Origin of the sequence: Enterobacter chengduensis, from assembly GCF_001984825.2 — a bacterium.
GTDB lineage: Bacteria > Pseudomonadota > Gammaproteobacteria > Enterobacterales > Enterobacteriaceae > Enterobacter > Enterobacter chengduensis.
In genome coordinates this window covers 2,018,450-2,044,582 of record NZ_CP043318.1, presented here as the reverse complement: position 1 = coordinate 2,044,582, position 26,133 = coordinate 2,018,450, and the positions used below count along the sequence as shown (strand labels likewise).

The window sequence follows — 26,133 nt, the reverse complement described above, 5'->3', positions numbered from 1 at the left end:
TCTTTGCACTTCACCCGATCTTCCCGACACACCCCTTCGCCATAATTAACGTTAACGCCTTATAAAACAATAACCTTAACATTTGCATGGATTATGGTGATGATGACCTCTTCGCGTTTTACTCGCTGGTTAACACTGGTTGCGCTGGTAGCCACCGTCGCGGTGGCGCTACCCGCTCGCGCAAATACCTGGCCCCTTCCCCCGCCCGGCAGCAAGGTCGTGGGCGAAAACCGCTTTCATGTGGTTGAAAACAATGGTGGCTCACTGGAAGCGATAGCCAAAAAATACAACGTCGGTTTTCTGGCCCTGCTGCAGGCGAACCCCGGCGTCGACCCGTATGTCCCGCGCGCGGGCAGCGTACTGACCATCCCGTTACAGACTATCCTGCCGGACGCGCCGCGCGAGGGGATTGTGATAAACCTGGCCGAACTGCGTCTGTACTATTACCCACCGGGCAAAAACGAAGTGACCGTCTACCCTATCGGTATTGGTCAGCTGGGCGGCGATACGCTGACGCCGACGATGGTCACCACCGTCTCGGATAAACGCGCGAATCCAACCTGGACCCCGACGGCCAACATTCGTGCACGCTATAAGGCTCAGGGCATCGATCTTCCCGCGGTTGTTCCGGCTGGCCCGGATAACCCGATGGGGCACCACGCGATCCGCCTGGCAGCCTACGGCGGCGTTTACCTGCTGCACGGAACGAATGCCGACTTTGGCATCGGCATGCGCGTCAGCTCCGGCTGCATTCGCCTACGCGATGACGATATCAAAACGCTGTTTAACGTCGTTACGCCGGGAACCAAAGTCAATATTATCAATACGCCGATCAAGGTTTCTGAGGAGCCGGGCGGCGTGCGGCTGGTTGAGATTCACCAGCCGCTATCGAAAAATATCGGCGACGATCCGCAGACGCTGCCCATTAACCTGAATGCTGCGATGGTAAGTTTCAAAACCAATGTGAATACCAACAGCGTGGTGATGGAGCGGGCCATGGAAGCCCGGTCAGGCATGCCCACCGACGTTACCCAGTATCACGATGTCATCCAGCAATCGATGTGAACAAGAAAGAAAAACGCCCTGCACGTGTGCAGTAATGCCGTTCACTTAAGGCTCACGTGTCTTAAAGCTGAACGGATATTCAGGCGGCACATAAAGCACTGAACGATCGTATCGTCAGTGCTTTCTTTTTTCCGGCAGGATAAAGGCTTTAACATTTTCAGACATGCAATGAGAGCAGGCACAAAGCCAGCTACATCTATCAATGATATATAACGTAAGACATAGTTAACACAGTCACTCCCAGATACATAATCAATATCATTAAAAAAACCTTATAATCTGTGAAAACTTTCAGTGGCACACTACTATAGTATTTCCGTCTGGAAGGGATACGTATCGACATATATAAGTGGTAGATTTCTGGAGAGTCCTTCAATGATTCTAATTTATTATGTGCACACCAATGCTTTTTATTCCTGAAATAAAAAGACAAATCAATATACGCTGCCATTAACGCAAGCAGTGCACCGAGGGCAAGACCATCATAATAAAATACAGATTTATGAGGTAAAATGAGAGCAATTAGTTCATTCATCATTACATCCCCATGTGCTGGTAAGCCTTATCACCCTGCAGCCAGGTAATAAATATCCCTGCAGCCGTAAACAATCCAGTACATATTAAAAAAAGAATAACCAAGAACCAGCCAGAAATATCTTTACCCTCGTTACCGCTTAAACTACACAGAGTTAATATAACAGCGAAAAATAACATCATTCCGGATAGTCCGGCGGAAGACCACGGTGGAGTGTACATTTTTTCCGCCGGATAATCGGGCTGATGGGTTAATCTGGATGATACCGCCGTAATAGAAAACTTTTTCTGTTCGGATGCCGCCACAAACTGGTCGCCCTGTGCATACGTTACTGCATCTGATGCCAGCGCCAGTGCCAGCCACGGATACCCTGCAGAATGCTCACCGAGCGACGTTTCAAGCTCCAGTCGATCCGGTACGACTTTTTTTTCGTCCAGCACTTCCAGCAACGGATACTTCTCTGTGCGCGATAAACCGGTATACCAGAGCTGTTTGGGTTTACTGACAGCCTCCGCACGCAGATAAACAGGTATTGCTCCTTCTACGTCAATAACTCCCGTCATAGGTTGATAAAGATAAACAGGTTTTTCTCCTTCCGTTTTAACGTAGTAATTCGTCAGGAGAAGTGCGGTAGCATTCTCCATCCACTTGCATTCCCCTTCTTCAGAATGCAAATCTACAAGATAAGCAGGCGTTCAACGACATAGCCGTTCGTTTGTTTTATCCACTCTGTGACTAACGTATAGTCCGGGCATTCAGGCAAAAATGTGATTTTTTTGGTCGAGATCCCGAGACGTTCAAGCACACGCCGGAGTTCGTCGCTACAGGATTCATTCCCACCTCGCACCCATACAAGCGCTTCAATCTGCCTGTACCGGGAGAGTGTATCCATCATCGGCTCCAGGACGTAGATAATAGCCTGCCCGACCCGCGTGAAATCGAATGATTTATCCAGGTCAATTTTCAACGGCATTTTGGCGGCCAGCGGAAACTCCCCCTCCAGTTTCAACATGTTCAGTGCCAACTCCTTTGTTGCCTTTGGCGGGGTCAGTATCGACCAACCAGCCAGGATGATGTTACTCCTGGCATAGCTGACAACCTTGTATTCCTGCCGTGCCGCGATTAATAACCGCGTTTCTATGTAGTGTCTGTTCGCGTTATACGCCATACAGAACGCCTGTACTAAAAAGGTTACTGCAGCGACAGGTATTACCACGGCATCAATAAGAAAACCTGAATCAACATGTTTATTACCCGGCCAGGTGACAGCCCGGATACCAATACAAACAATCACCACGAGCACATAGACAACACAGACACCAATGGTGGGAAAGTCATGTTTAAATTCGTTCTGCTTAGGATAAAGCCACCAGTTCATCATACAGCCCCCGCAGTGGGCAGTGTGGTGCGAATAACACAGCCGCACGCCGCTTTACAGCCATCCACGACCACGCCCCGGCCGTTCATCGTCCATGTCGGATGGCTCTCTTTAATGGGGAACGTCCCCTTGTGTTCGGGACACATCACCTCATCCCCTTTCAGCGCGACAGGCATGCCCATAAACTGCGCGCCTGACGCCTTAATTACCTTCCCGCCGCTCACCAGCGGGTCATTCAGTCGAATTACGCCGTTCATCAGTATCCTTTCCTTCCTGCGTCCATATCGCAGCGCATATAGTCCCAGCCGGTGTATCCCTTTACTTCCGGAACCTTATCGGGTTGATTGTGCCAATTGGTTTTAAGTTGCTCAGTAGAGCCTTCTAAACCTTGTTTGGTCATATACACCATTCCCCAAGGCCAGCCAGGTGAACGAGGTTCCACTTTCCCGCTTACCTTTTGCCCAGTTCCGTCGTCAACGGTATATTCAATCCCAGGACCACCAGCGGCAAGGCGCGGGTCGTCAAACGGTTTGGACGACATATACAGTCGATGTTTGGTCTGCAAAAAACCCTGATTGTTAACTACGGTGAAAGACACAGCATCTTCTGCGGGGGCTCTGTTATCACCATTAGGTTCATTCGGTGATGGGAAAATCCTACTGACCTCCATGTTTCGCCATAATCTTTCGAAACAAGGAATCCATCTACCTCCCAGTTGGGGATTGAAATATAGCGCTCTGAAGGGTGAATAAATTTATGGGTAAATATTCGGTAAAACTGGCTAACCGGCTCGGTATGAATCCCTTTCTGGGTATCCGTGTACCAGAGTTCACCTTCGCAGTCCCACCCCTTCAGCTCCAGGTAGCGATGATCGTCAAACCGATAAACCACCTGCGTCGGCGGCTCTGAAGCCTTGCAACCGGCCACCAGCAGCAGCGCGGTCAGCACTGAAAAAAGTCCTTTCATGGCTATCTTCCTGCATCCATATTGCATTGCATATGGTCCCAGCCGGTATAATCTTTCACTTCCGGTACTCTATCGGGTAAGCCCTGATAGTTAGCCTTAAACTGGGCTGTATCCTCTTTCAGACCTTGTTTAGTTATGTAGTCCAGCCCCCAGGCTGGGCCAGCATTGCTTGGCTCCAGCTTGCCGTTTACCTTACCTCCCATACCATCATCCACGGTGTATTCAATCCCAGGACCACCGGGCTGAATGCGCGGGTCATCAAACGGTTTGGACGACATATACAGTCGATGTTTGGTCTGCAAAAAACCCTGATCGTTGACGACGGTGAAAGAAATAATATCGTCGTAAGGAGGTGATGAATCACCATTAGATTCATTTTCTCTGGGAGCAAACGAAGAAGGATACCAGGTTTGTCCATAATCTTTCGAAACCATAGCCCCAGGAGAATCCCAGGCAGGAATAGCAATATAACGTTCAGAGGGATGAATAAATTTTTTGGTGTAAATCCGGTAAAACTGACTGACAGGCTCAGAGTGAATACCCCGTTGTGTATCGGTGTACCAGAGTTCACCTTCACAGTCCCAGCCCTTTAACTCCAGGTAACGATAGTCATCAAAACGGTAAACTACCTGAGTCGGCGGTTCTTTCGCCTGACAGCCGGAACCTATCAGTACCGCAGCTAAGGCAATACCCGTTGTATATTTCAGACTCATATCTGTCTCCCTGTCATGATTCCCACCACGATTTTTGCTTCGCTATTCCCAGGTCACTGTCAGATTTTGGCTTCGGCATATCCCATTGTAGATTTGTCACCTCCTGATTCCCGGCAGCTAAGTCACGGGACGGCTTGACAGTTGTCGCGTTGTTAAACTGATTTTCCACACCGAACTCACCTTTTGGCAGAATGTCATCTGGTTTGTTCATGAAAAATTTTGTCGTCACGTTATCCAGCTTACCGGTTAGGTAATATTCTTTAGCGAAAGGATAACCATTTTGGGGATCACGCCAGTCCGCACGGTGTAACAATCCCTCCCAGAATTTCCCTGCCTGATAGTCAAACGACTTGCACTGACCAATTGCCAGGTCGAATGCCATCGCGTGCGACGGTGCAAATTCACTGGCGACAATAGAAGAATGCTGGCTGTAGCCTACCGGATCAGTTTTCTGCCACTCCTTTTCAAGTTCATCACGGGATTTAAGCCAGGTCAGCGTCAGTTGAGAAAAATCTCTCGTTCCCGTCACTTCACCGCGAATAACTTCATGCCCCCGGTCAAAACTTTCCACCTGCAGTTCATTCGGCGTTAATACATGACCCGGTTGCCAGCTGATACGCTGATAGTTACTAAGCGCATAGGTAGCCGATGCCGTGCGCGAAATGGCACTGGCTTTAGCCGAATAGGAAATGTAAGCATCCGGGCTGTCCGGATCGATGTAAGCCGTGTATGGTTTATCACTGGTCTTTGGATCATTATCCGGATGGTTATCCTGACCCATGAGTTTGAATATAAACGGCTCCGGCAGCTCTTCGCCATTTATCACCACATCGCTGTACGAGTAGCCTGCGTTCATCACCGGCGTGGTACTGAAATCCCCCTTTCGCTCCGGTGTCATCTTAAACGGCTCCGTCTCCAGACGGCCGACCCAGCGGTGCTGGCAGAATACACGCTGACGCAGGTTAGGAATGCCAGCAGCTAACTTATCGGGAATGCCCCGCCAGCCGAATCCCTGGATATTTTGCAGGGATACCGTGCCATCCTGCGGACACCAGTAGTTATAAACCTTCCCGTTATTATCACGACGATATCTGGCGTCCTCGCGTAACGGGTTATCAGAAGACTTGCGCGAAGCACAACTGGCTTCCATTGCCAGCATATCTGCGTCTGACAGTTCTCCGCCTTTGTACTGGGTCGCCATCAGTGCGCAGAAGTGTTTAAACGTTTCCTGGCGGGCAAATGCCGTCTGGTGATGGCCGGGCTGAGCGTCTTCACTGAGACGCCCCTCCATTGAATACGGCGAATGATTCAGGATGACGCAGTTCACTGGATCCATTATTTCTTTTTTAACCAGCATATTAGCCAGCATGGTGATAATCGTGCCCTGACTGTGTGCCACCACGTTAATCACATCCTTTGCCGTCACCGGATTACGACGGATCGTCAGAATCAGATCTGCCAGCCGCTGCGCGGCAAAGAATTGATAGATGCGGTGCGGATTCGGAAAAATGGGGTGTGTGTAATCGCCACCGTTCATGTGCAGCGAGGCAAAACCAGCGGCGGCCAGCGCAGCGCCACCAGCCCCCGGACCCAGCATATCGGGAATGTTGGTTGTCGCATTGGCAAACGTCCCTCCACCTTTGGCAAAATTCGTATCGAGGGCGTTTTTGAAATTATCGTTCTGGTACTTAAACGCACCTTTGCCGTCGTTACCCAGCGCCGCTTTGTTCTTCTCGTTATCCTCCTGATAAGCATCAAACGGCAGGTGTGCATTGTCTCCCTGCTTGTAAACCTCTTCCCGGTATCGCTTCTGGTCTGCAACATAATCAGCATGGGTGACCGGCTTATACCCCCAGTAAAACGGGATCACGGGCGAGCGCCCAGGACGGGTAATGCGGTACTCCCCCCACTCATGCGCGTAAAAATCCTGACGATTAAGACGCTTACTCAGGCCCGCAAGAATGCCCTTCTCCTGATTCTGGTACGCCTCACCCACGTCGTTTACGCCATGGACCAGAATCACAATTCCCGGCATCGGACGCGGCACGCCAACACTACGGGTCTGGGCCACCTCACCCAAATCTTTGTGTACCGGAATATCCCCTTCTGATATGACCCGCGAGGCATACGGGCTTTGTCTGGCTTCCGTCATTCCATTAACTCCATTTTATAAGTATCCAGGTCATCGGCATCGAGCAACGATGAATGACCGTTGCTGTCCGTTATGCCTTCCACCACTTTTCCGGCCGAGCTGGTCAGCCGGAATTTTTTGTTTGCGAGAATTTGCTCCGGGTCGTCTCCGGCGTGCAGCTGGTAGCGGAGCTTATATGCCCCCTTATTGAACGGCGGGACCGTGACCTGTGCGCTTTCCGGGCCGTCATACTTCAGACTGGGTCCTTTCAGTTCAATTCCCGTTGGCGAGAAGATAGTGACCAGTCCGTTCGGACTGATGCGTATCCCGCCTCCACCACAGACCAGCTGTATGCCCTGTCTGGCGCTGCCGTTCAGTTGCCCGTCGGTACTCGCCATCGTGAAATCATTCTGCGAGAGCATGTGCATGGCACCGCGCTGAGCCTGCGTCGTGATATCCCCGGCCCCGGCAATCATCTGAATGCCAAGCTTGCGGGCAAACAGCGAGAATTTTTCCCCGACGGCCAGCGAGAACTTTTTCACCACGTTTACGCTGGTATCCTGGCCTGCCGTAATAATCACATCTTTCCCGGCAGACAGTTGCAGACTGTCCGGCGTGACGTGCGCCTGACCTTTGTCGGCATAGGTCAGCAGGCCCGCGCCGGTAAGGTTAGCCAATGTCTGGCTCAGTTGACTTTGCCGGTCGGTTTCCACATTACTGGCCCCGGCTGTCAGTGCGCTTTGTTGCAGCGTCATTGCCAGCGACAACGCTTTCTCCAGCTGCGCAATGGCGGCCGTCATATCCAGTTGCTTACCCGCAGCACGCGGCTGCGCCTCCGTAGTGATCATCACTCCTTTCGCGGCACGGAGCGCCATGTGATTGTCAGTACGCGCTTCCACACCTTCACCGCGCTGTTTTCCCTCCGCGTCAACGAGGTGGCCAGCGCTAACCTGACTCTTGCCGTACTCCGTGGAAATCTTGATGTGTTCCTGACCGCGGCGGTCCTCCAGGCGGATTTTGTTCGAAGCAGCAGTGCGGATCACATTGCGGGTGTCGTTGCGGTTTGTAACCAGATCTGGGTGCTTGCCGTCATGCATGACGTGCGCAATAAAGGGCCTGTCCGGATCGCCGCCTTCAAAGGCTAAAGCCACTTCTGTGCCGTCCAGCAGCGGGAAATGAAAACCAAACACATCCCCGCCGTACGGTCTGCCCAGACGCATCAGCGCACTTTCAAAACCGTCACGTTTCTCTTCGAGGTCAAAATCAAACTTCACGCGGTATCGGCCCTGGGCATCGACTCCGGCATAAGTGTGATCCTGATTGATGGCCGCCACTCGCCCGGGCACCGTACCGGCAATCACCGGTCGCGGCAGATATTCCGGACGATAGCTGTAGCTGTTAAGATTAGGGATCCCTTTCAGGATGGCGCGGTAGTGCTGTGCACGACTGCCGGAGAGCGTCATTGTGGTGACAAGAAAACCGTGTTTAAACCCGTCAGGAATATCCCCTATCAGGTGGAACATCACACCCGGCAACAGTGCCGGGTCACTGGTTGTCCCTCCCAGCACACTCTGTTTGTTCAGCAGGCGCTCATAGCGCAGGCGTGCGCAGAACGTGGCTGTTTCCGCCTCTTCACCGTAAAAATCGCCGTCTTCCAGATAATGATCTGGCATAGTGATACTGTTTGCCGCGGGTTATCCCGTCGGGAATATCATTATCGAAAATGGTTTTATCCGCCTGTGGCGAAAAGGGATTGCGGTAGTTATACGTACGCACCAGCACGCTTTCGGGAATGAGTTCGTATTGTTCTTCGAGCTCGGTAATGTATTCTTCATGGCTGGTCATGCCGGAATGGCGAACGTACGGAAGCTTCTTATCGCTGAAGACATAGCGGCGGCCACCATCTCCAAAGACAACCACCGTTTCGCCTTGTACCTTGTCATGGTTTTCAAAGCGGAACCAGATCCCTACCTCGGCCAGCAGACGGCGGATAAACTGGAGATCGGTTTCCTTCCACTGAATAATCATTTCACGGCTGGGGTAGCTGTGGCTCAACTGGTCAAAATCAATGTTGTAACCTTGAAAATGCCCGCTCTCCTTCATCAGCTTCGTGACAAGCTCTGGCACTGTCGCATTCATGTATACGGCCGAACGGTAATTCCGGTCCAGCAGCGCCAGATCATGCTCCAGCACACACTCGTAAAGGGCTTCATCGGCAGATGACTTCAAACGGGCAAACGACGTGATCACCCCATTAATCTGGCGCACCGGCAGCCAGGGCTCCTGTTTATGCCAGCCAGCCTTCGGATTTGGGGCACGCAGAATAAACTCCGCCCTCTGATTGAGGACATCGTTGACTGCAATGTGTGATGCCGGGCTGGTAAAGCGGATGGTGTAACGATAGGGCTTACTGAGTTCTTCTTCCCCGGTAAAAGAGTGAACATCCGGTAAAAAAGATTTGTTTCGTGGAAAATACAGTAAATAACGGTTTAACGTATTCTGTTGCTGAATAATGCCTGACGGTCCTGCCATCGTCAAATATCCCTGATATAGAATGACTATTTATTAAAGTAACAATACACCCCCAGGCCATTGAATAACATGCCATTACGTAACACATCACAGAATGTTACAAAATACATATCATTCGATTTAAAAATAAATAAAACAGTAAATATTCATACCATAAATAAAAAAAGACCAGGGATAATACCCGGCTCATATATAATAATTCAATCATTAACAACAATATGGACGACGCGCTCTTCCCTCGCGAACAGCAATAAATATTAAACTGGTTCGCCGTCTGATAAGAATATACGGCAGTTTCCGTAAGGGGGATTTTATCTGCCGCCAGTATATGGGGATAAAATCCGTCCCGGTATCCCGTATTCGCAGGAGGCAGCAAAGAACTGCTGCTTAAACTCAAGAGAATAATCAGGGCAGCCTTTTCGCCTACCGGGAGCACATTTTTCCGTATATCTAACACTTTGATACACGCCACTTATTTGGTGGGCACCACTTTTCCTAAGCATCAGATTAAGACCAGACGGCTCAGGCTGGACGCATACAAAGAGGGGGAAAAGGTATCCAGTGCGGACGGGAAAGCATCCGCCACGAAGTCCATATCGTGTTCAGAAATAGAAAAACCGGGCTCAGAGGGGCTGAACCCGGATTGTCTCTTACTGGCAGGATCGCTCAAGTGTACTTAAACGATTGGCATTACTGCACATGTACAAGGCGTTTTTTATTGCAGTGGCATAAATGAGGGTTTATGCCCGGCTTATTTGTAAATGACGGCGGTACCGTGCAGGGTGTTAGGACCGGTCACAGAGGTGATGCGGTAAGATTTTGCACCCATCTCCTGCGCTTTTTGTGCCAGCTGATCTTCCAGGGAACCCAGGTTAGTCCCGGCAGACGCGGAAATTGTACCTACTTTATGCTGATCGGCAGGGGAGGATTGAACCTGTACAGCAGCAAAGCTTGCGAAAGAGAGTGAGCTCAGAACAGCGGCAGCGATAAGAGTTTTTACGTTTTTCATGATGTTTACCTATAGCAGATGAATTTGGAGGTCGTTAATCATTTAGTTAACGATCGATAGGTAAATCATAAATGTGATCTATGTCACGCGTCAATATAATTTTATAACGAGCATTAATTAAATTTTAAATATGTTATTTTTCATACAGATATGATTAATTTATTTTTAAGCAATCTGCACTGGTCGTGGGTTGCGTTTATTTTTATAATGATCATTCACCAAACCAACAGAGGACCAACGGCAAATGACAACCGACGTCACGAGTTGTGCGAAGAAAAGCCGTGGCCGACCAAAAGTGTTTGACAGGGATGCCGCGCTTGATAAGGCCATGACGCTCTTCTGGCAATACGGGTATGAAGCGACCTCGCTTTCCGATCTGGTCGAAGCGACCGGAGCCAAAGCGCCAACGCTGTATGCGGAATTCACCAATAAAGAGGGGCTGTTCAGGGCGGTGCTGGACAGGTACATTTCCCGCTTTGCGGCGAAACACGAAGCCCAGCTTTTTTGTGAAGAGAAAAGCGTGGAACAGGCGCTACGGGACTATTTCACCGCCGTCGCCACCTGCTTCACCAGTAAAGATACGCCTGCGGGCTGCTTTATGATTAACACCTCTGCCACCCTGGCGGCATCGTCAAAAGAGATTGCCAAAACGGTGAAATCGCGTCATGCCATGCAGGAGGAGACGCTCTGCGCATTTCTGGCTCAGCGCCAGCAGCGCGGTGAAATTCCAGCCCAGTGCAATCCTCAGCGTCTGGGGCAATACCTGAGCTGCATTTTGCAGGGTATGTCCATCAGCGCCCGCGAAGGGGCCACGCTGGAAAAACTGCAGAATATCAGTGAAACCACGCTTCGGCTGTGGCCTGAGCTACTGAAAATCTGAAGCAAAAAAAGCTCCTCAGCCTGAGCGCATGAGGAGCTAAATTCAGAGAACATCTTTTTTACACTTTGTTATTCAGAACCAGCTGGCCGTTTCCATCCAGTGGAATTTGCGTGCCCGGGTCTTTATCCATGCGGATTTTGCCCTGCTGATCGCCAATTTTGTACGTTACGTCATAGCCCAGCATTTTTTCCGACTTGTCATAGACGGTTTTACAGCGTTGCTGAGTCGTGGTGTAGGTATCGTTATCCTGCATCGCGCCCTGCACCTGGTTACCGGCATAGCCACCGCCCAGCGCGCCGACCACGGTCGCGACATCCTTACCCCGACCGCCGCCAAACTGGTGACCAATTACGCCACCCGCTACCGCCCCCAGAACAGAACCGGCGATGCGGTTTTCGTCCTGCACCGGACGACGATGCGTCACGGAGACGTTACGGCACTCCTGGCGAGGGGTTTTTACGGTTTCTTTAATCGGTGTTGCAGAAACCACCTGAGCATACTGCGGGCCGCGATCTAATACGTTGAGACTGGCAACGGCAGCCACACCTAACGCGGCCGCGACGCCAATCCCTATACCCGCCAACATTGATTTATTCACGGGACTTCCTCCTTTGTTGCTATTGGTAACAATTTTGCTATGGAAGCAACGCTGCGCCAATCAGATAAAGGATCAAAATACGGGCGTTAAGAGGAGATATATTCTATTTAGGAGAACTCTTAAGCACTCAATCTGTGATCTACAGCATGAAATGCTAATAACTCCCTCCGGAGGGCCCGGAGGGAGTGAAAGATTAGTGCAGCTTCAGACGCGGGCGGATCACGCGGTTGATTCTGCCCACCAGCATCATCAGACCGGTTTTGAAGTAGCCGTGCAGCGCAATCTGGTGCATACGGTACAGGGAGATATACACGAAGCGGGCAATGCGCCCTTCTACCATCATCGAGCCGCGCATCAGGTTGCCCATCAGGCTGCCGACGGTGGAGAAGTTGGACAGTGACACCAGTGAACCGTGGTCTTTATAGACATAGGCTTTCATCGGCTTGCCTTTGTACTGCGCCAGAATGTTGTGCAGCACCAGGCTTGCCATCTGGTGAGCGGCCTGCGCGCGCGGCGGCACGAATCCCCCCTCAGGACGGGCGCAGGAGGCGCAGTCGCCGATGGCAAAGATCTCAGGATCGCGCGTGGTTTGCAGCGTAGGCTCCGTCACCAGCTGATTAATGCGGTTGGTTTCCAGGCCGCCGATATCTTTCATAAAGTCAGGAGCTTTGATGCCCGCCGCCCAGACCATCAGATCCGCTTTGATGTACTCGCCGTCTTTGGTGTGCAGGCCGCCTTCGTCGGCGCTGGTCACCATGGTTTGCGTCAGCACCCGCACGCCCAGCTTGGTGAGTTCGTTGTGCGCCGCGCCGGAAATACGCGGAGGCAGCGCGGGCAGAATGCGTTCACCTGCTTCAACCAGCGTGACGTTCAGCGCGTCATTCGTTAACCCTTTGTAACCGTAGCTGTGCAGCTGCTTCACCGCATTGTGCAGCTCCGCAGACAGCTCAACGCCCGTTGCCCCGCCGCCGACAATAGCGATATTCACCTTACCGTTTGCACCCATATTGCTGGTGTACTTCAGGAACAGGTTCAGCATTTCCTGATGGAAACGACGCGCCTGGTGCGGGTTATCGAGGAAGATACAGTGCTCTTTTACGCCCGGCGTGTTGAAATCGTTGGAGGTACTGCCCAGCGCCATGACCAGCGTGTCATACGCCAGCTTACGCTCTGGAACCAGCAGCTCCCCTTTTTCATCGCGCAGCTCTGCCAGGGTAATGGTTTTGCTTTCACGGTTGATGTCCACCACCGAGCCCAGCTGGAACTGGAAATGATGGTTACGCGCGTGCGCCAGATAGCTGAGCGCGTCCACGCCCTCATCCAGAGAGCCGGTCGCCACTTCGTGCAGCAGCGGTTTCCACAGGTGGCTGTGGTTACGATCCACCAGCGTGATTTTGGCTTTTTTACCGCGACCCAGCTTCTTACCCAGCTGCGTAGCCAGCTCCAGCCCGCCAGCACCACCGCCTACAATCACTATCTTTTTCAATGGCGTAGTCAACGTGACCCCCTCAAATTATTAACCAATTGTTAATTAAAAGTTATAAAAATAACCCTTAATTAACAACAGGTTACAGCACTGAAACCATTCAGGTGCATTGAGAATACCACGTCAGGCGCATTGGTCATACCAAAATTGATATGCATCAAGTTTTGATGGCTTAAAAGTAGACAATTCTGGACAAAAAGAAAGCCCGGCACGCTTTCGCGGCCGGGCTTAGACGCCTGTGGGCATGGGGTTATCCCAGCGTTTTAAACGCTTTGATACGCTGCAGGTGCGGGGAGATGTTTTTGAACTTGTGGGTCTGTTCTTCGTCCCAGACGATCTCATAGTAATGATGCAGCAGTTCTGCTGACCGATGGCTGTTGAGCGCCTCATCATTACGCGACAGGATCGCCAGGCAGCGGTCACGGTTTTTCTCACGAAAATTGCTGACGCACTTGGTCGCAATATCGACATACTCTTCCGGGCGGTCGATTTTGCCTTCCATGTTTTCGTTCGGGAAAAGGTTGGGGTTGAATACCACCTGGCGAATGTCGCACAGGAAGCCAATCCGCTCCGCCCAGTAGCCGCCCAGCCCCACGCCGCAAATCAGCGGGCGATCGTCGACGTTGAGCTGCAGCATCTTGTCCACCTCTTTGAGCAGATGCTGCATATCATGCTTCGGATGGCGCGTGCTGTAGCTGATCAACCGTACATCCGGATCGATAAACTGCAGCTGCAGCACCTTCTCATGATTACCAGGACTGTTTGAGTCAAAACCGTGTAAATAGATGATCATCGTCTTCTCACCACGCTACGCCTTCCGGGAGGGTTTACAGGCTGGCTTTATGGGCCTGCCAGCGCTCATTCAGGTCTTCAAGCCGGGCGTTGACCGTCTTCCAGCGCGCCGAATCCATCAGCTCCTGACGGCTAAATGAACCTTTATGATACAATTGCGTAACACGCTCTGCATTGATCGGTGACAGGTTATCCAGCACGCTAGCGGCCCCTTTACGATTATTGCAGACCAGGATCATATCGCAACCCGCATCCAGCGACGCCTGACCGCGTTCAGCGTAGCTGCCCATGATCGCGGCGCCTTCCATCGATAAATCGTCAGAGAAGATCACCCCATTGAAGCCCAGCTCCTGACGCAGAACGGTTTTCAGCCAGTGCGGAGAGCCGCTGGCTGGGCGCGGGTCAACGTCGCTGTAAATCACGTGCGCGGGCATAATGGCATCCAGCCTGTTGTCGGTGATAAGCGACCTGAACACAGACATATCCTTGGCGCGAATTTCCGCTTCCGGGCGCGGATCGCGCGGGGTCTCTTTATGGGAATCCGCCGTCACCGCTCCGTGCCCCGGGAAGTGTTTCCCGGTGGTTTTCATCCCGGCATCGTGCATGCCGTCAATGAACCGGGTCGCCATGGCGAGCGCAATACGCGGATCGTCATGGTATGAGCGCTCGCCGATGGCAGCGCTGATATGCCCTACATCCAGCACCGGGGCGAAGCTGATGTCGATATCCATGGCAATCATTTCGCTGGCCATCAGCCAGCCGGCCTCCTGTGCCAGCGTGCCCCCCTCCTCCGTTCCGAGCAGCGCGGCAAAAGACTGGGCTGCGGGCAGGCGGGTAAAACCGTCGCGAAAACGCTGCACGCGCCCGCCTTCCTGATCGACGGCGACCACCAGATGATTGCGCGACGCGGTGCGGATCTGACGCACCAGCTCGCGCAGCTGCGCCGGATCGTGATAGTTGCGGGTAAACAGGATCAGGCCACCCACCAGCGGATGCGCCAGAATTTCACGCTCCTCCGCATCCAGCTCAAACCCTTCTACATCCAACATGACTGGACCCACATCCACCTCTCTTATCCTTTCGTTTGTAACTGACGCCAGGCATCGTCTGCCAGCGCAATAAATTGTTTGTCTCTGGACTGCCGATAGCGCATTTCAAACCAGCCCGCCATTAACATGACGACCCAGGGTCGCCAGCGTTTGACCTGACGCCTCAGCGCGTCGACGTTAATGTGTGCCACCTCGGCGTAATTCCTGATAAGCGTCTGCCGCGCGGCGTCACTCTCCGACCAGACGGCCGCCAGCTCCAGCGCCACATCGCCATCTCCGGCATACTCCCAGTCGATAAGCCTGATGCCCGCGGACGTATGGACAATATTTCCGGCATGAACATCCATATGCAGCGGCGCGAGCCGAATCGGCTGCGGCTCGCCGGTTTTACGCAACCGCCTGAGATGAGCCAGCCACGCTGGCGTGCGTCTGTCAGGCGAAGCCTGCTGCCAGTAGCGTTCAAGCAGCGGAGATAACGTGATTCGCCATCCCAGACGCGGCTGCCGGTGCAGATGATACAGCATCGCCGCAAGCTCTGACGTGTCCGGCAGCGCGCTTTTAACGTCGCCGTCCAGATAGTCGACGGCCATCCAGCCCTGATTGAAAAAACGCGGGGCAGGCACGAGATCTGACGGAAGACGTTTGAGGGCGCGAAACTGACGGCGGAAGTGGGAGGCTGGCGCGTCGGGATCGTGATGTTGCCGCAAGACCAGGCGACGCTCGCCCTGCGCGATAATGCAGCTCGCGCCGCCAAGCCCGGAGTGGGCCTGCGGCGCGATAAGACGGTACTGAGGAAAATAGCGCGTCAGAATCTCGTCACGCGTGCTGTCATTGTTGCGTAACCGCACCTTTACCTGACCAGATAATTTCGCCTGTCTGAACCAGCATCAGCTGCATCTGCAGGGCTGGTGTATTCACGTTACCGGTGGCGTTAGAGTAAAGCACATACTGGGCGCCAACGTTACGGGCGATGCCGATCGCCTTGCTGCGCGTACCCAGGCTATCCTGCGGCGACAGGCCCAGCTGCTGTTTGGCTACCGCGAGCTGCTGAGCCGAAACCAGCGTAAATTTGCCGTTGTTAGCCAGCGCGTTGCGCAGCGTTTCTGTCGCTTCACCCGCGTTCAGCGAACCGTTGGTACGGTTGTTCACGCTATCGACCAGCAGCACGCTGCCCGCCGTCACGCCCTGTGCCTGCAGCATTTTACCGACCATCGGCTGCATTGCGCCGTTCCAGTCATAATGGCGCACGCGCGGTGCGGGCTGTGACGTCTGGTCCGGGTGCTCAATCGGGCCAGGCTGTGCCGGAATGGACGGTACGGACGGCACGGTTGGCTGCGGCTGCGCGGGTTGCGTCGGCTGTTCCGTACCCGGCTTCGCCTCTTCCACAGGCGCAGGCTGTTCAGTTCGGGTCACACACCCTGCCAGAAACAGAGCAAAAGCTGTCACGAGCGCATAGCGGCTCAAGTTTTTAATCAAGGTTCACCCCTCAGAGATAAAGATAAAGTCTCACCTTATGCGCACCCAGATAGTTGGCGCTGCCATAGAGCGTTACCGACGATCGGGCCGGAATGGTGACGCTGCGCGGCGCCTCCAGCGGATGCATTTCGAGACCTCTTACGTCATACCAGAAAAAACGGTAGTGGACCGTCACGGGTTCGTGTCTTTCATTAAAGAGCGTAGAGGAGGCAGACGAGTTAATTTCACTGATGGTCAACGCGGGCTGTTGCGCCGTGATGCCCGCGGCAAGCACGGAGGATTCCATGACCAGCGTCTGTTCATCATTCACGGGGATCGCCGGACGCGAGCTGCATCCCACAATCATCATCGCCATTAGCAGCGCTGCAATACGCCCTTTACGCATATCAAAGACCTTTATGTGCCAGCATCGGCCCCAGAGGACGTCCACCCAGCAGATGCATGTGAATATGATAAACTTCCTGGCCGCCATGACGGTTGCAGTTCATGATGAGACGGTAACCGTCTTCTGCAATCCCTTCCTGCTCAGCAATTTTCGCGGCCACCGTCAGCATACGTCCTAACGCCACTTCGTGCTCGGTTTTTACGTCGTTTACAGTCGGAATCAGAATATTGGGAATGATAAGGATGTGCGTCGGGGCCTGAGGTGAAATGTCCCGGAAAGCCGTTACCAGTTCATCCTGATAGACGATATCCGACGGAATTTCGCGGCGGATAATTTTACTGAAAATCGTTTCTTCAGCCATGACCTTTTCCTTTTTTGTTTAATCTGGCGCAATGCGTCCGCTGTAAACACACTCTCTGAATGAGCGTGTGACACAATTCAAGAGTATGAGCGAGTTTCTCCTGTCCTTTCAACCTCCTCCCTCGATTTCTTTCCTGAATAGCCATCAGCTGACTGAAGAGTGACCGCTCGCGGAGCTAAACGGGCTGAAACATTATTTCAGATCGGGTCGACACATCTGTTTACAGCATTAATAGCAATGCGTATATTTCGCATTTGCATTTTCATGCGCATTTTTAACATAGAAAACGACGCCAGCCCGTCACCGCGGGACTGACGCATACCCCCTTCACCGTTCATAAGGGTTTGATCATGTCTTTTATTAATCACACCAGGGATGGGCAACATCAGCCTGTCGCAACGCCTTCGTTGCTGGCAGCCTGCATTGCTATGGCATTGATGCCAGCCGCCGCTTTCGCTGATTCAACAACCGAAGATACTGTTGTCGTAGACGGCGGTTTTGACAACACGCAGGATCCTTCCGCAAGCCAGGAGCAAGATTACAGCGTAAAAACCACCACCACCGGCACCAAACTGCTGCTGGTTCCCCGCGATATTCCGCAGTCCGTCAGCGTGATTAGCCAGCAGCGCATGGCCGATCAGAACCTGCAGTCCATCGGTCAGGTGTTAACCAATACCACGGGCGTAACGGCGCAGGTCCAGGACAGCGACCGAACCGTATTTTACTCGCGCGGATTTTTCGTCAGTAACTACGCCTATGACGACCTTCCCACCTCCATCAGCGAGGTGTGGAACTTTGGTGATACCGCTGCCGATACCGCGATTTACGACCGTATCGAAGTGGTGCGCGGCGCAACCGGCCTGATGTCCGGCACGGGCAACCCGGCGGCGTACGTCAACATGGTGCGTAAGCATGCGGACAGCAATGAATTCAAAGGGAATGTCTCGGCCAGCTACGGCAGCTGGGACAAGCAGCGCTACGTGCTGGATCTCCAGGCGCCGCTGGTGGAGTCCGGTAAGGTGCGGGGCCGCCTGATTACCGGGTATCAGGATAACGACAGCTTCGTGGATAACTATCACTACCGGAAGAAATTCCTCTACGGCGTGATGGATGCGGACGTCACCGACAGCACGACCCTCTCTGTGGGATATGAGTATCAGGAAAGCAACACCGACAGTCCGACCTGGGGTGGACTGCCGACCTGGTACAGCGACGGGAGCAAAACCCATTACGATCGTAGCCAGACCGTCGCACCTGACTGGGCCTATTCGGACAAGGACAGCACCCGCATCTTCGCTAACCTGACCCAGCGTTTCGACAACGGCTGGGAAGCGCACGTAAACGGCATGCACGCGGAGACCAACTTTGACAGCAAGCTGATGTATATGTCCGGCTATCCGGATAAAGAGACCGGCGCGGGCATGGTGGGATACGGCGGCTGGAACCGTGGCGAACGTAAACAGGATGCCGTTGACGCTTTCCTGCGCGGCGATTTCGATCTCTTTGGCCGCCTGCACGAAATGATGTTCGGCGGCAGCTTTAGCCGCCAGCGCAACCATTATGACAATACGATGCCGGATGCGCTGTACGGCATGGTTGACGTGGGTAACTTTAAGAACTGGAACGGTAACATTGCCGACCCGCAGTGGACGCCGTGGAAGCTCTACAGCCAGGACGACATCCGCCAGTCCTCAGCGTATACCTCCGCCCGCTTCTCGCTGGCCGATCCGCTGCATCTGATCCTCGGCGCGCGCTATACCAATTATAACATTCGCTATAATCCGGCTGGCTCCCCGGACACCCGTCTGGAAAGCACCAAAGATGACGTGACGCCTTACGCGGGCCTGGTCTACGACATTAATGAAGACTGGTCGACCTACGTCAGCTACACCTCCATCTTCCAGCCCCAGGACAAGCGTGAAGCCAGCGGACGCTATCTCGACCCCACCACGGGAAAAAGCTACGAAGCCGGTGTGAAGGCAGACTGGTTCAATACCCGCCTGACCACCTCGCTGGCCATATTCCGCATTGAACAGGATAACGTGGCGAGCAATACCTATACCTACATGCCGAGCGGCGAATCTATTTATGAATCGCTGGACGGCGTGGTGAGTAAAGGAATTGAGTTCGAGCTGAACGGCGCGTTAACCGATAACTGGCAGCTGACCTTCGGCGCGACCCGCTACATTGCTGAAGATAAGAACGGCAACGCGGTAAGTTCCGATCAGCCGCGCACCACCATGAAGCTGTTCACCCGTTATCAACTGCCGATGCTGCCCGCGCTGACCGTGGGTGGTGGCGTAAACTGGCAGAACAAAGTGTGGACGGATGTGGATGGCGGCCCGGCGGGACAATCCCGCGCAGAGCAAGGCAGCTACGGGCTGGTTAACCTGTTCAGCCGCTATCAGGTTACCAAAGATTTTGCCGTTCAGGCGAACGTCAACAACCTGTTCGACAAAGAGTACTACGATTACGTCGGCTCTTATGTGGTATATGGCGCGCCGCTGAACGTCTCAGTGAGCGCGAGTTACGATTTTTGAGTGACAGAAGCCAGGTGGCGCTACGCTTACCGGGCCTACTCATCACGTAGGCCGGGTAAGGCGTAGCCGCCACCCGGCACAACAAACCGCACTAATAAAAAAGGCAGCCATTCGGCTGCCTTAGTCTCCCCAGGTCACAGCTTAGCTGTTGCGGATGTACTCATCCATTTCGGTTTTCAGGTTATCGGATTTGGTACCGAAGATTGCCTGAACACCAGAACCTGCAACAACCACGCCCGCTGCGCCCAGTTTTTTCAGACCCGGCTGGTCTACTTTGGCTACGTCGGCAACGCTCACACGCAGACGAGTGATACACGCGTCCAGGTTAGTGATGTTCTCTTTACCACCGAACGCGGCAACCAGTGCTGGCGCCATTTCGCTGGTCGCACCTGCTTTGCTGTCTTCTGTTGCATCTTCACGGCCTGGGGTTTTCAGGTCCAGTGCTTTGATCAGCACGCGGAAGATGGTGTAGTAAACAACGGCATAGCACGCACCGACGATTGGGAACAGCCACAGTTTGCTGCTGTTACCAGACAGAACGATAAAGTCGATCAGGCCGTGAGAGAAGGACGTACCGTCACGCATACCCAGCAGGATACAGATTGGGAACGCCAGACCCGCCAGAATCGCGTGGATAACGTACAGGATCGGCGCAACGAACATGAAGGAGAACTCGATCGGCTCGGTGATACCGGTCAGGAACGAGGTCAACGCTGCGGAGATCATGATACCGCCCACTTTTGCACGGTTCTCTGGTTTAGCAGAGTGCCAGATTGCAATCGCAGCAGCCGGCAGACCGTACATTTTGAACAGGAAGCCACCGGACAGTTTACCTGCAGTTGGGTCGCCCGCCATGTAACGTGGGATATCGCCGTGGAATACCTGGCCTGCCGCGTTGGTGAATTCACCAATCTGCATCTGGAATGGAACGTTCCAGATATGGTGCAGACCGAATGGCACCAGGCAACGCTCGATGAAGCCGTAGATACCAAACGCCACAACCGGGTTCTGGTAAGCAGCCCACTGAGAGAAGGTCTGGATAGCGGAACCGATTGGTGGCCAGATGAAGGACAGGATCACGCCAGTGAAAATCGCTGCCAGACCAGAGATGATCGGAACGAAACGCTTGCCCGCGAAGAAGCCCAGATACTCAGGCAGCTTGATGCGATAGAAGCGGTTGAACATGTACGCTGCAATCGCACCGGAGATGATACCGCCCAGAACACCGGTGTCTGCCAGGTGTTTCGCGGCAATCTCTTCTGCCGGTAAATGCAGAACCAGCGGCGCAACCACAGCCATGGTTTTCACCATGATGCCGTAAGCTACCACTGCAGCCAGCGCAGATACGCCGTCGTTATTGGTGAAGCCCAGAGCCACACCGATCGCGAAGATCAGTGGCATGTTAGCAAAGACAGAACCGCCTGCTTCGGCCATCACGTGGGACACTACGGCTGGCAGCCAGCTGAAGTTTGCAGAACCGACACCCAGCAGGATACCTGCGATAGGCAGTACGGATACTGGCAGCATCAGCGATTTACCGACCTTTTGCAGGTTAGCAAATGCATTCTTAAACATAATTGAGAGTGCTCCTGAGTATTTGTGCTTTTTTACGCTTTCACGCATTGGCCCGGGGGGAGTACCGTGCCGTGGACAGGACATCTAAGCGCCCTTTATTTATTACACAGAGTAAAATAATTCCCTCTGAGTTTGTTTGACGGCTATCACGTTTCAGCTTAAGGCGGTCGAAAAACTTGCAATTATTTACAAAAAGCATGTCTGGATGTGTCTAAACACACCCTCACCGCCCCAAATGAGGCGGTGAACTTTACTCGCTTTGTTTATTAATTACGAGCCTAAAAAAAACAGGTGTATCAGACAGATTGCAGGCGGGCGGGGTCAATATGGAACAGCGTGGAGAAGTTTTCCGTCGTGACGCGGGCCAGCTCTTCGATGCTGACGCCCTTCAGTACGGCCATGTACTCCGCCACGTCTCGCGTCATCGCGGGCTGATTCTCTTTACCGCGATGCGGAACCGGCGCCAGATACGGAGAATCTGTCTCCACCAGGATGCGATCGAGTGGAACATAACGTGCAGCATCACGCAGCTGCTCAGCGTTACGGAACGTCACGATCCCCGAAAACGAGATATAAAAGCCCAAATCAAGCAGCTTACCCGCCGTTTCTCTGTCTTCTGTGAAACAGTGTAGTACGCCACCGCAATCCGTCACGTTTTCTTCCCGGAGGATCGCCAGGGTATCCGCACGCGCATCGCGAGTGTGGACGATAACCGGCTTGTTCAGCTCGCGGCCAATGCGAATATGGTTGCGGAAAGACTCCTGCTGGCGCGGTTTGGTTTCCGGCGTGTAAAAATAGTCCAGCCCGGTCTCGCCCATTGCCACCACGCCCTCTTCCGCTGCCAGTCGGCGCAGATCCTCAACGTCGTACGCCTCGTCCTGATTTAACGGGTGCACGCCGCAGGAGAACACCACGTTATCGCGCACGCCCACCAGCTCGCGCATCGTGCGATAACCCGGCAGCGTCGTCGCCACCGCAAGGCAGAATTTCACATCGCGGGCGGCGGCTTTTTCCAGCACGTCATCCAAGTTTTTATGCAGAGATTGATAATCCAGGCCATCAAGATGGCAGTGTGAGTCGACTAAAAACATAATGTCTCTCTCAGAGATGGGAAACCGGCGGCGTAACGCCGGGTTGCAGGTAGTGTTCAATACGCAGTAACTGGTCGGTCAGTAAAAGCTCGCGATTAAGACCCGTCACGGTTAAAAGCTGTTCACGACTGTGGCAAACTTCATGAAGCATCGCGCGCAGAATCGCCCCTGAGAGGCGGTTCGCCAGCGTATTCACCAGCGGCCACGCGTCCGGGTTGGTCAGAAGCGTAGCCCCCTGCTGGGTTTTAAGCGCATCCAACAGCAGGGAGGCCAGCCAGTGCAGACGCTCCACCACCCGATCGCTGTTAAGCGCAGGCAGTAAACTGAGCCAGTCATGGTTATCCAGCGCTGCTTCAACGGCCCGACAAAGCGCCTCACGCTCTGACCAGACGTCAGCTTGTAGCAGTGCCAGCGCCGCCGCGGGCGCACCGCTGCTCAGGCGTAACGCGGACAGCGCGCTTTCTGGTGACGTTGTCACCTCTCGCGCAAGCCAGCTCAGCGCCCACGATTCTTGAGGCACCGCCAGGTGATGAAGACGACAACGACTGCGCAACGTCGCCAGTAATCGTCCCGGATCGCGGCATGAGAGGAAGAACCACGTTTTTACCGGCGGCTCTTCCAGCGTTTTAAGCAGGGCGTTAGCCGCCGCCTCGGTGAGCAGCGTAGCGTCTTTAAGCCAGACCACTTTAGCGCCGCCCAGCCGCGCGTGTTCATACAGTTTTTCACTGACTTCACGCACGGCATCAATACCGAGCGCGCTTTTACCCTTCTCAGGCTCGAGCGTGTAGTAGTCAGGATGCGTGCCCGCCTGCATTAGCTGGCAGCCGCGGCATTTGCCACAGCTCTTGTGCCCTTCCGGCTGCTGACACATTAGAAAACGGGTGATGGCGTAAATCAGCGCATCGTCGCCCATTCCCGGCAGGGCCTGAATCAGTAACGCATGATGCCCCCGTCCCGCCTGATAGCTGCCGATCAGCTGTTCAAAGTGCGGGCGCAACCATGGATACCATTTCATGCCTGCTGCTCCTGCACCCACTGCGTCACGGTTTGCTGAATGTCACGCGTGACGTCGGCCAGGGATTGCGTTGCATCGATGGTACGAATGGAGCTGTCCTGCGCGGCCAGCTCAAGATAGCGCGCGCGGGTGCGGTTAAAGAAATCAAACGACTCTTGCTCAATGCGGTCGAGCTCGCCGCGCGCGCGGGCGCGTTTGAGACCCACTTCCGGAGTCACATCCAGATAGAGCGTCAGGTCGGGGCGAAAATCACCTAATACGGCATTGCGCAGCGTTGCCAGCATGGTCTGGTCAATACCGCGACCTCCGCCCTGATACGCCTGAGTGGACAGATCGTGACGATCGCCGATCACCCACTTGCCGTCGGCCAGGGCAGGCTTGATCACCGTCTCAACCAGCTGAACGCGTGCCGCGTAAAACATCAGCACTTCGGCTTTGTCAGTGATAATCTCGTCGCCGACGGATTTAATATCCAGCACCAGGCTGCGCAGCTTTTCAGCCAGCTGCGTGCCGCCCGGCTCGCGGGTAAATACCATGTCCGCCACGCCAAGCGCGTTGAGCGTATCCACCACCACGTTGCGGGCGGTGGTTTTACCCGCCCCTTCGAGTCCCTCAATGACGATATATTTACTGCGCATTTTTTTCCTTAAGTGCCTTCAGATAATCCTGAACAGAGCGATTGTGGCTGGCAAGGTTGGTGTTAAAGGTATGCCCCCCTTTTCCATCAGCCACAAAATAGAGATACGGTGTTTTCGCCGGATGCGCGGCGGCTTTGAGTGACGCTTCGCTCGGCGTGGCAATCGGGCCTGGCGGCAGGCCGTTAATGACGTAGGTATTATACGCCGTTGGCGTCTCGAGATCTTTCCTCGAAATCTTTCCGCTGTAGCTCTCGCCCATGCCGTAAATAACGGTAGGATCGGTTTGCAGGCGCATGCCGATGCGCAGACGGTTGATAAATACTGACGCCACGCGATCGCGCTCGGCAGCCACGGCCGTCTCTTTCTCGATGATCGAAGCCATGGTCACGAACTGGTTCCGATCGCTGTAAGGCAATCCTTCCATTCGGCCTTCCCAGGCGGCATCCACGGCGGCGACCATTTTTTTGTGCGCCCGCTTCAGGATCGCCACATCGGTCGTGCCGGCCGTGTACATCCAGGTGTCAGGCCAGAACCAGCCTTCAACCCATTCCGGATGCTCAAGCTTCAGCGCTTCAGCCACCGTCTGATAGCTATCGTCTTTTAGCGTATGCTTGATATACGGCGCATCGCGCAGCTGTTTGAGGTAATCGCTCAGGCGCATCCCTTCCACAAACCGCAGGGGGAACTGGGCCTCTTTGCCGCTTTCCAGCAGCTGAAGCATCTCTCTGACGGTCATTCCCGGCGTAAAGCGATAGGTCCCGGCCTTGAAATGTGACAGCTCCGGTTCAACGCGCAATAGCCACTGGAATACCCGTGGACGATTAATAATCCTGTCGCCATAAAGCTGTTCCCCAAGCGCCTGACGGCCGGTTCCCGCTTTCAGGGTGAAGATCGTTTCGTCTTTAATCAGGATCTTGCTGTCCGCCAGCTGGCGAACTTTCCATACGCCTGCTCCGCCAGCGACGCCCAGCACAACGATGAGGATAAGGACAAAGCGCAACATTTTTTTCATGACTATCTGGTTTGCTCACATATCGGGGCTAAAAACTGAAACAGCTCGCGCGAAGACCAGCGTTGTTGGCCATACGCACGGACCGGTACAACAGGCATCAGCGCATTGCAGATGATGACTTCATCTGCGGTCTGTAGGGCGGCTTCTCCTGCGCTAACTTCGACAACGCGAAAACCAGAGCGTGCCAGCTGAGCCAGACAAAACTGACGCATCAACCCATTTACGCCAGCCTGTTCCAGCGACGGCGTAAACACCTCTCCCCCCTGTCGCCAGAATAAATTAGCCGCACAGCATTCCGTAATGAGCCCTTCGCTGTCAAGAACCAGCGCCTCATCGGCGTCCGTCTGTTCAAGATGAGTACGAATAAGCACCTGCTCAAGGCGATTGAGATGCTTAAGCCCGGCCAGCATCGGATTTCGTCCCAGCCGTATCGGGCTCAGCGTCAGCGTGACGCCGTCTTCTCGCCAGCGCGAGTAATGTGAAGGATAAGCAGATACGGAGAGGATACGCGTGGGGCTAAGACACGATGCGGCGCTGTAACCCCGGCCACCGCTGCCGCGGCTGATGATAACCTTGAGTACGCCGCTGGGCTTCCCGGATGCGAGCTGGCACATTTCCTGGCGCAGTGCGTCCCAAAGCGTAAAGGGGATCATTAGCTTTTCACAGCCATGCTGCAGGCGTCGAATGTGCGCCTCAAGCAGGCAGACCTCGCCGTCCAGAATGCGCGCCGTCGTAAAGCAACCATCACCGAACTGTATCGCCCTGTCGCTGGCAGGCAGCGTGTCCTGCTCAAGGCCATTGATTAAAAACATGGTGGCTCCTTATGCGTGGGCGTTTAGTCTGGCAGGATGTCATGCAGCCGACAAGAAGATTAGGCTTAATAAAAAAGGCCCGGCAAGCGGACCT

General features: G+C 53.8%; 26 protein-coding genes and 1 pseudogene. 3 read left to right on the top strand and 24 right to left on the bottom strand.

The features are described from left to right. Window positions 1-99: 99 nt before the first annotated feature. On the top strand, window positions 100-1,065 hold the full coding sequence (ldtC, locus tag FY206_RS10075; protein ID WP_032639703.1) for a L,D-transpeptidase LdtC: 966 nt from the start codon (window positions 100-102) through the stop codon (window positions 1,063-1,065). A gap of 199 nt (window positions 1,066-1,264) precedes the next feature. Here the strand turns inward: ldtC and FY206_RS25460 are convergent, their stop codons facing one another. The 10 genes and pseudogenes from FY206_RS25460 to bhsA all read right to left on the bottom strand — a co-directional run bounded on the left by FY206_RS25460 (window position 1,265) and on the right by bhsA (window position 10,329). Beyond that, complete coding sequence (locus FY206_RS25460; protein ID WP_032639701.1) at window positions 1,265-1,603, bottom strand: hypothetical protein; 339 nt, start codon at window positions 1,601-1,603, stop codon at window positions 1,265-1,267. Beyond that, a complete protein-coding gene (locus FY206_RS10070) occupies window positions 1,603-2,244 on the bottom strand; it encodes a hypothetical protein (RefSeq protein ID WP_050488792.1) in 642 nt (213 codons plus the stop codon). The genes FY206_RS25460 and FY206_RS10070 overlap by 1 nt, the downstream gene beginning before the upstream one ends. A gap of 32 nt (window positions 2,245-2,276) precedes the next feature. After that, complete coding sequence (locus FY206_RS10065; protein ID WP_050488791.1) at window positions 2,277-2,981, bottom strand: hypothetical protein; 705 nt, start codon at window positions 2,979-2,981, stop codon at window positions 2,277-2,279. Further along, window positions 2,978-3,235, bottom strand: a complete 258-nt coding sequence (locus tag FY206_RS10060; protein WP_032639699.1) for a PAAR domain-containing protein — start codon at window positions 3,233-3,235, stop codon at window positions 2,978-2,980. The genes FY206_RS10065 and FY206_RS10060 overlap by 4 nt, the downstream gene beginning before the upstream one ends. After that, a pseudogene (locus FY206_RS10055) lies at window positions 3,235-3,944 on the bottom strand (T6SS immunity protein Tli3 family protein). The gene FY206_RS10060 and the pseudogene FY206_RS10055 overlap by 1 nt, the downstream one beginning before the upstream one ends. Before the next feature lie 2 nt (window positions 3,945-3,946). Continuing rightward, window positions 3,947-4,657 carry a T6SS immunity protein Tli3 family protein gene (locus FY206_RS10050; protein ID WP_045890457.1) on the bottom strand — a complete coding sequence of 237 codons (711 nt, stop codon included), beginning with the start codon at window positions 4,655-4,657 and terminating at the stop codon, window positions 3,947-3,949. A gap of 13 nt (window positions 4,658-4,670) precedes the next feature. After that, on the bottom strand, window positions 4,671-6,809 hold the full coding sequence (locus FY206_RS10045) for a T6SS effector phospholipase Tle3 domain-containing protein (RefSeq protein ID WP_032639695.1): 2,139 nt from the start codon (window positions 6,807-6,809) through the stop codon (window positions 4,671-4,673). Then, window positions 6,806-8,461, bottom strand: a complete 1,656-nt coding sequence (locus tag FY206_RS25710; RefSeq protein ID WP_250898156.1) for a DUF2345 domain-containing protein — start codon at window positions 8,459-8,461, stop codon at window positions 6,806-6,808. The genes FY206_RS10045 and FY206_RS25710 overlap by 4 nt, the downstream gene beginning before the upstream one ends. After that, entirely contained in the window at window positions 8,421-9,320 is a 900-nt protein-coding gene (locus FY206_RS25705; protein ID WP_032639693.1) for a type VI secretion system Vgr family protein, read from the bottom strand. Before FY206_RS25705 ends, FY206_RS25710 begins: the two co-directional genes overlap by 41 nt. A gap of 751 nt (window positions 9,321-10,071) precedes the next feature. Next, window positions 10,072-10,329, bottom strand: coding sequence for a multiple stress resistance protein BhsA (bhsA, locus tag FY206_RS10035; protein ID WP_032639692.1), 258 nt, complete (start codon window positions 10,327-10,329; stop codon window positions 10,072-10,074). Window positions 10,330-10,573: 244 nt separating this feature from the next. Here bhsA and FY206_RS10025 point away from each other — a divergent pair, with 244 nt between their 5' ends. Next, entirely contained in the window at window positions 10,574-11,209 is a 636-nt protein-coding gene (locus FY206_RS10025; RefSeq protein WP_032639690.1) for a TetR/AcrR family transcriptional regulator, read from the top strand. A 58-nt stretch (window positions 11,210-11,267) separates the two neighbouring features. On the opposite strand, the gene FY206_RS10020 is transcribed toward FY206_RS10025, so the two are convergent. From FY206_RS10020 to hinT, 8 genes are all read right to left on the bottom strand, one after another. Beyond that, window positions 11,268-11,807: a glycine zipper 2TM domain-containing protein gene (locus tag FY206_RS10020; RefSeq protein ID WP_008500779.1), complete on the bottom strand. Its 540-nt coding sequence runs from the start codon at window positions 11,805-11,807 to the stop codon at window positions 11,268-11,270. 193 nt (window positions 11,808-12,000) lie between these two features. Then, complete coding sequence (locus FY206_RS10015) at window positions 12,001-13,305, bottom strand: NAD(P)/FAD-dependent oxidoreductase (protein WP_032639686.1); 1,305 nt, start codon at window positions 13,303-13,305, stop codon at window positions 12,001-12,003. Window positions 13,306-13,543: 238 nt separating this feature from the next. After that, entirely contained in the window at window positions 13,544-14,086 is a 543-nt protein-coding gene (gene ycfP / locus FY206_RS10010; protein WP_032639685.1) for an alpha/beta hydrolase YcfP, read from the bottom strand. 34 nt (window positions 14,087-14,120) lie between these two features. Continuing rightward, window positions 14,121-15,146 carry a beta-N-acetylhexosaminidase gene (nagZ, locus tag FY206_RS10005; protein WP_032642532.1) on the bottom strand — a complete coding sequence of 342 codons (1,026 nt, stop codon included), beginning with the start codon at window positions 15,144-15,146 and terminating at the stop codon, window positions 14,121-14,123. Between the two features lie 11 nt (window positions 15,147-15,157). Next, a complete protein-coding gene (gene thiK, locus FY206_RS10000; RefSeq protein WP_032639684.1) occupies window positions 15,158-15,982 on the bottom strand; it encodes a thiamine kinase in 825 nt (274 codons plus the stop codon). Further along, window positions 15,963-16,610 carry a penicillin-binding protein activator LpoB gene (gene lpoB, locus FY206_RS09995; RefSeq protein ID WP_032639683.1) on the bottom strand — a complete coding sequence of 216 codons (648 nt, stop codon included), beginning with the start codon at window positions 16,608-16,610 and terminating at the stop codon, window positions 15,963-15,965. Before lpoB ends, thiK begins: the two co-directional genes overlap by 20 nt. Before the next feature lie 10 nt (window positions 16,611-16,620). Next, the gene (locus FY206_RS09990) at window positions 16,621-16,995 is read right to left on the bottom strand and encodes a YcfL family putative periplasmic lipoprotein (RefSeq protein ID WP_032639681.1); all 375 of its coding nucleotides are present in this window, start codon (window positions 16,993-16,995) and stop codon (window positions 16,621-16,623) included. A gap of 1 nt (window position 16,996) precedes the next feature. Then, window positions 16,997-17,356, bottom strand: a complete 360-nt coding sequence (hinT, locus tag FY206_RS09985) for a purine nucleoside phosphoramidase (protein ID WP_006809243.1) — start codon at window positions 17,354-17,356, stop codon at window positions 16,997-16,999. Window positions 17,357-17,706: 350 nt separating this feature from the next. Between hinT and fhuE the strand changes: the two genes are divergently transcribed. Further along, window positions 17,707-19,896, top strand: coding sequence for a ferric-rhodotorulic acid/ferric-coprogen receptor FhuE (fhuE, locus tag FY206_RS09980; RefSeq protein WP_077064082.1), 2,190 nt, complete (start codon window positions 17,707-17,709; stop codon window positions 19,894-19,896). Window positions 19,897-20,037: 141 nt separating this feature from the next. Here the strand turns inward: fhuE and ptsG are convergent, their stop codons facing one another. From ptsG to pabC, 6 genes are all read right to left on the bottom strand, one after another. Further along, the gene (gene ptsG, locus FY206_RS09970) at window positions 20,038-21,471 is read right to left on the bottom strand and encodes a PTS glucose transporter subunit IIBC (protein ID WP_014831454.1); all 1,434 of its coding nucleotides are present in this window, start codon (window positions 21,469-21,471) and stop codon (window positions 20,038-20,040) included. 296 nt (window positions 21,472-21,767) lie between these two features. After that, window positions 21,768-22,562 (bottom strand): metal-dependent hydrolase, encoded by a 795-nt coding sequence (locus FY206_RS09965; protein ID WP_032639679.1) that lies wholly within the window; start codon window positions 22,560-22,562, stop codon window positions 21,768-21,770. A 10-nt stretch (window positions 22,563-22,572) separates the two neighbouring features. After that, a complete protein-coding gene (gene holB, locus FY206_RS09960) occupies window positions 22,573-23,577 on the bottom strand; it encodes a DNA polymerase III subunit delta' (RefSeq protein ID WP_032639678.1) in 1,005 nt (334 codons plus the stop codon). Then, on the bottom strand, window positions 23,574-24,215 hold the full coding sequence (gene tmk, locus FY206_RS09955; protein WP_032639676.1) for a dTMP kinase: 642 nt from the start codon (window positions 24,213-24,215) through the stop codon (window positions 23,574-23,576). Before tmk ends, holB begins: the two co-directional genes overlap by 4 nt. After that, complete coding sequence (gene yceG, locus FY206_RS09950; RefSeq protein WP_032639674.1) at window positions 24,205-25,227, bottom strand: cell division protein YceG; 1,023 nt, start codon at window positions 25,225-25,227, stop codon at window positions 24,205-24,207. The genes tmk and yceG overlap by 11 nt, the downstream gene beginning before the upstream one ends. A 2-nt stretch (window positions 25,228-25,229) precedes the next feature. After that, window positions 25,230-26,039 (bottom strand): aminodeoxychorismate lyase, encoded by an 810-nt coding sequence (gene pabC, locus FY206_RS09945; protein WP_032639672.1) that lies wholly within the window; start codon window positions 26,037-26,039, stop codon window positions 25,230-25,232. Window positions 26,040-26,133: the final 94 nt, after the last annotated feature.

Bases quoted from the DNA above. Each gene is read 5' to 3' on its own strand.
- ldtC (WP_032639703.1), top strand. From the start codon at position 100: ATGATGACCTCTTCGCGTTTTACTCGCTGGTTAACACTGGTTGCGCTG.
- FY206_RS25460 (WP_032639701.1), bottom strand. From the start codon at position 1,603: ATGATGAATGAACTAATTGCTCTCATTTTACCTCATAAATCTGTATTT.
- FY206_RS10070 (WP_050488792.1), bottom strand. From the start codon at position 2,244: ATGGAGAATGCTACCGCACTTCTCCTGACGAATTACTACGTTAAAACG.
- FY206_RS10065 (WP_050488791.1), bottom strand. From the start codon at position 2,981: ATGATGAACTGGTGGCTTTATCCTAAGCAGAACGAATTTAAACATGAC.
- FY206_RS10060 (WP_032639699.1), bottom strand. From the start codon at position 3,235: ATGAACGGCGTAATTCGACTGAATGACCCGCTGGTGAGCGGCGGGAAG.
- FY206_RS10050 (WP_045890457.1), bottom strand. From the start codon at position 4,657: ATGAGTCTGAAATATACAACGGGTATTGCCTTAGCTGCGGTACTGATA.
- FY206_RS10045 (WP_032639695.1), bottom strand. From the start codon at position 6,809: ATGACGGAAGCCAGACAAAGCCCGTATGCCTCGCGGGTCATATCAGAA.
- FY206_RS25710 (WP_250898156.1), bottom strand. From the start codon at position 8,461: ATGCCAGATCATTATCTGGAAGACGGCGATTTTTACGGTGAAGAGGCG.
- FY206_RS25705 (WP_032639693.1), bottom strand. From the start codon at position 9,320: ATGGCAGGACCGTCAGGCATTATTCAGCAACAGAATACGTTAAACCGT.
- bhsA (WP_032639692.1), bottom strand. From the start codon at position 10,329: ATGAAAAACGTAAAAACTCTTATCGCTGCCGCTGTTCTGAGCTCACTC.
- FY206_RS10025 (WP_032639690.1), top strand. From the start codon at position 10,574: ATGACAACCGACGTCACGAGTTGTGCGAAGAAAAGCCGTGGCCGACCA.
- ycfP (WP_032639685.1), bottom strand. From the start codon at position 14,086: ATGATCATCTATTTACACGGTTTTGACTCAAACAGTCCTGGTAATCAT.
- FY206_RS09990 (WP_032639681.1), bottom strand. From the start codon at position 16,995: ATGCGTAAAGGGCGTATTGCAGCGCTGCTAATGGCGATGATGATTGTG.
- hinT (WP_006809243.1), bottom strand. From the start codon at position 17,356: ATGGCTGAAGAAACGATTTTCAGTAAAATTATCCGCCGCGAAATTCCG.
- fhuE (WP_077064082.1), top strand. From the start codon at position 17,707: ATGTCTTTTATTAATCACACCAGGGATGGGCAACATCAGCCTGTCGCA.
- ptsG (WP_014831454.1), bottom strand. From the start codon at position 21,471: ATGTTTAAGAATGCATTTGCTAACCTGCAAAAGGTCGGTAAATCGCTG.
- FY206_RS09965 (WP_032639679.1), bottom strand. From the start codon at position 22,562: ATGTTTTTAGTCGACTCACACTGCCATCTTGATGGCCTGGATTATCAA.
- holB (WP_032639678.1), bottom strand. From the start codon at position 23,577: ATGAAATGGTATCCATGGTTGCGCCCGCACTTTGAACAGCTGATCGGC.
- tmk (WP_032639676.1), bottom strand. From the start codon at position 24,215: ATGCGCAGTAAATATATCGTCATTGAGGGACTCGAAGGGGCGGGTAAA.
- yceG (WP_032639674.1), bottom strand. From the start codon at position 25,227: ATGAAAAAAATGTTGCGCTTTGTCCTTATCCTCATCGTTGTGCTGGGC.
- pabC (WP_032639672.1), bottom strand. From the start codon at position 26,039: ATGTTTTTAATCAATGGCCTTGAGCAGGACACGCTGCCTGCCAGCGAC.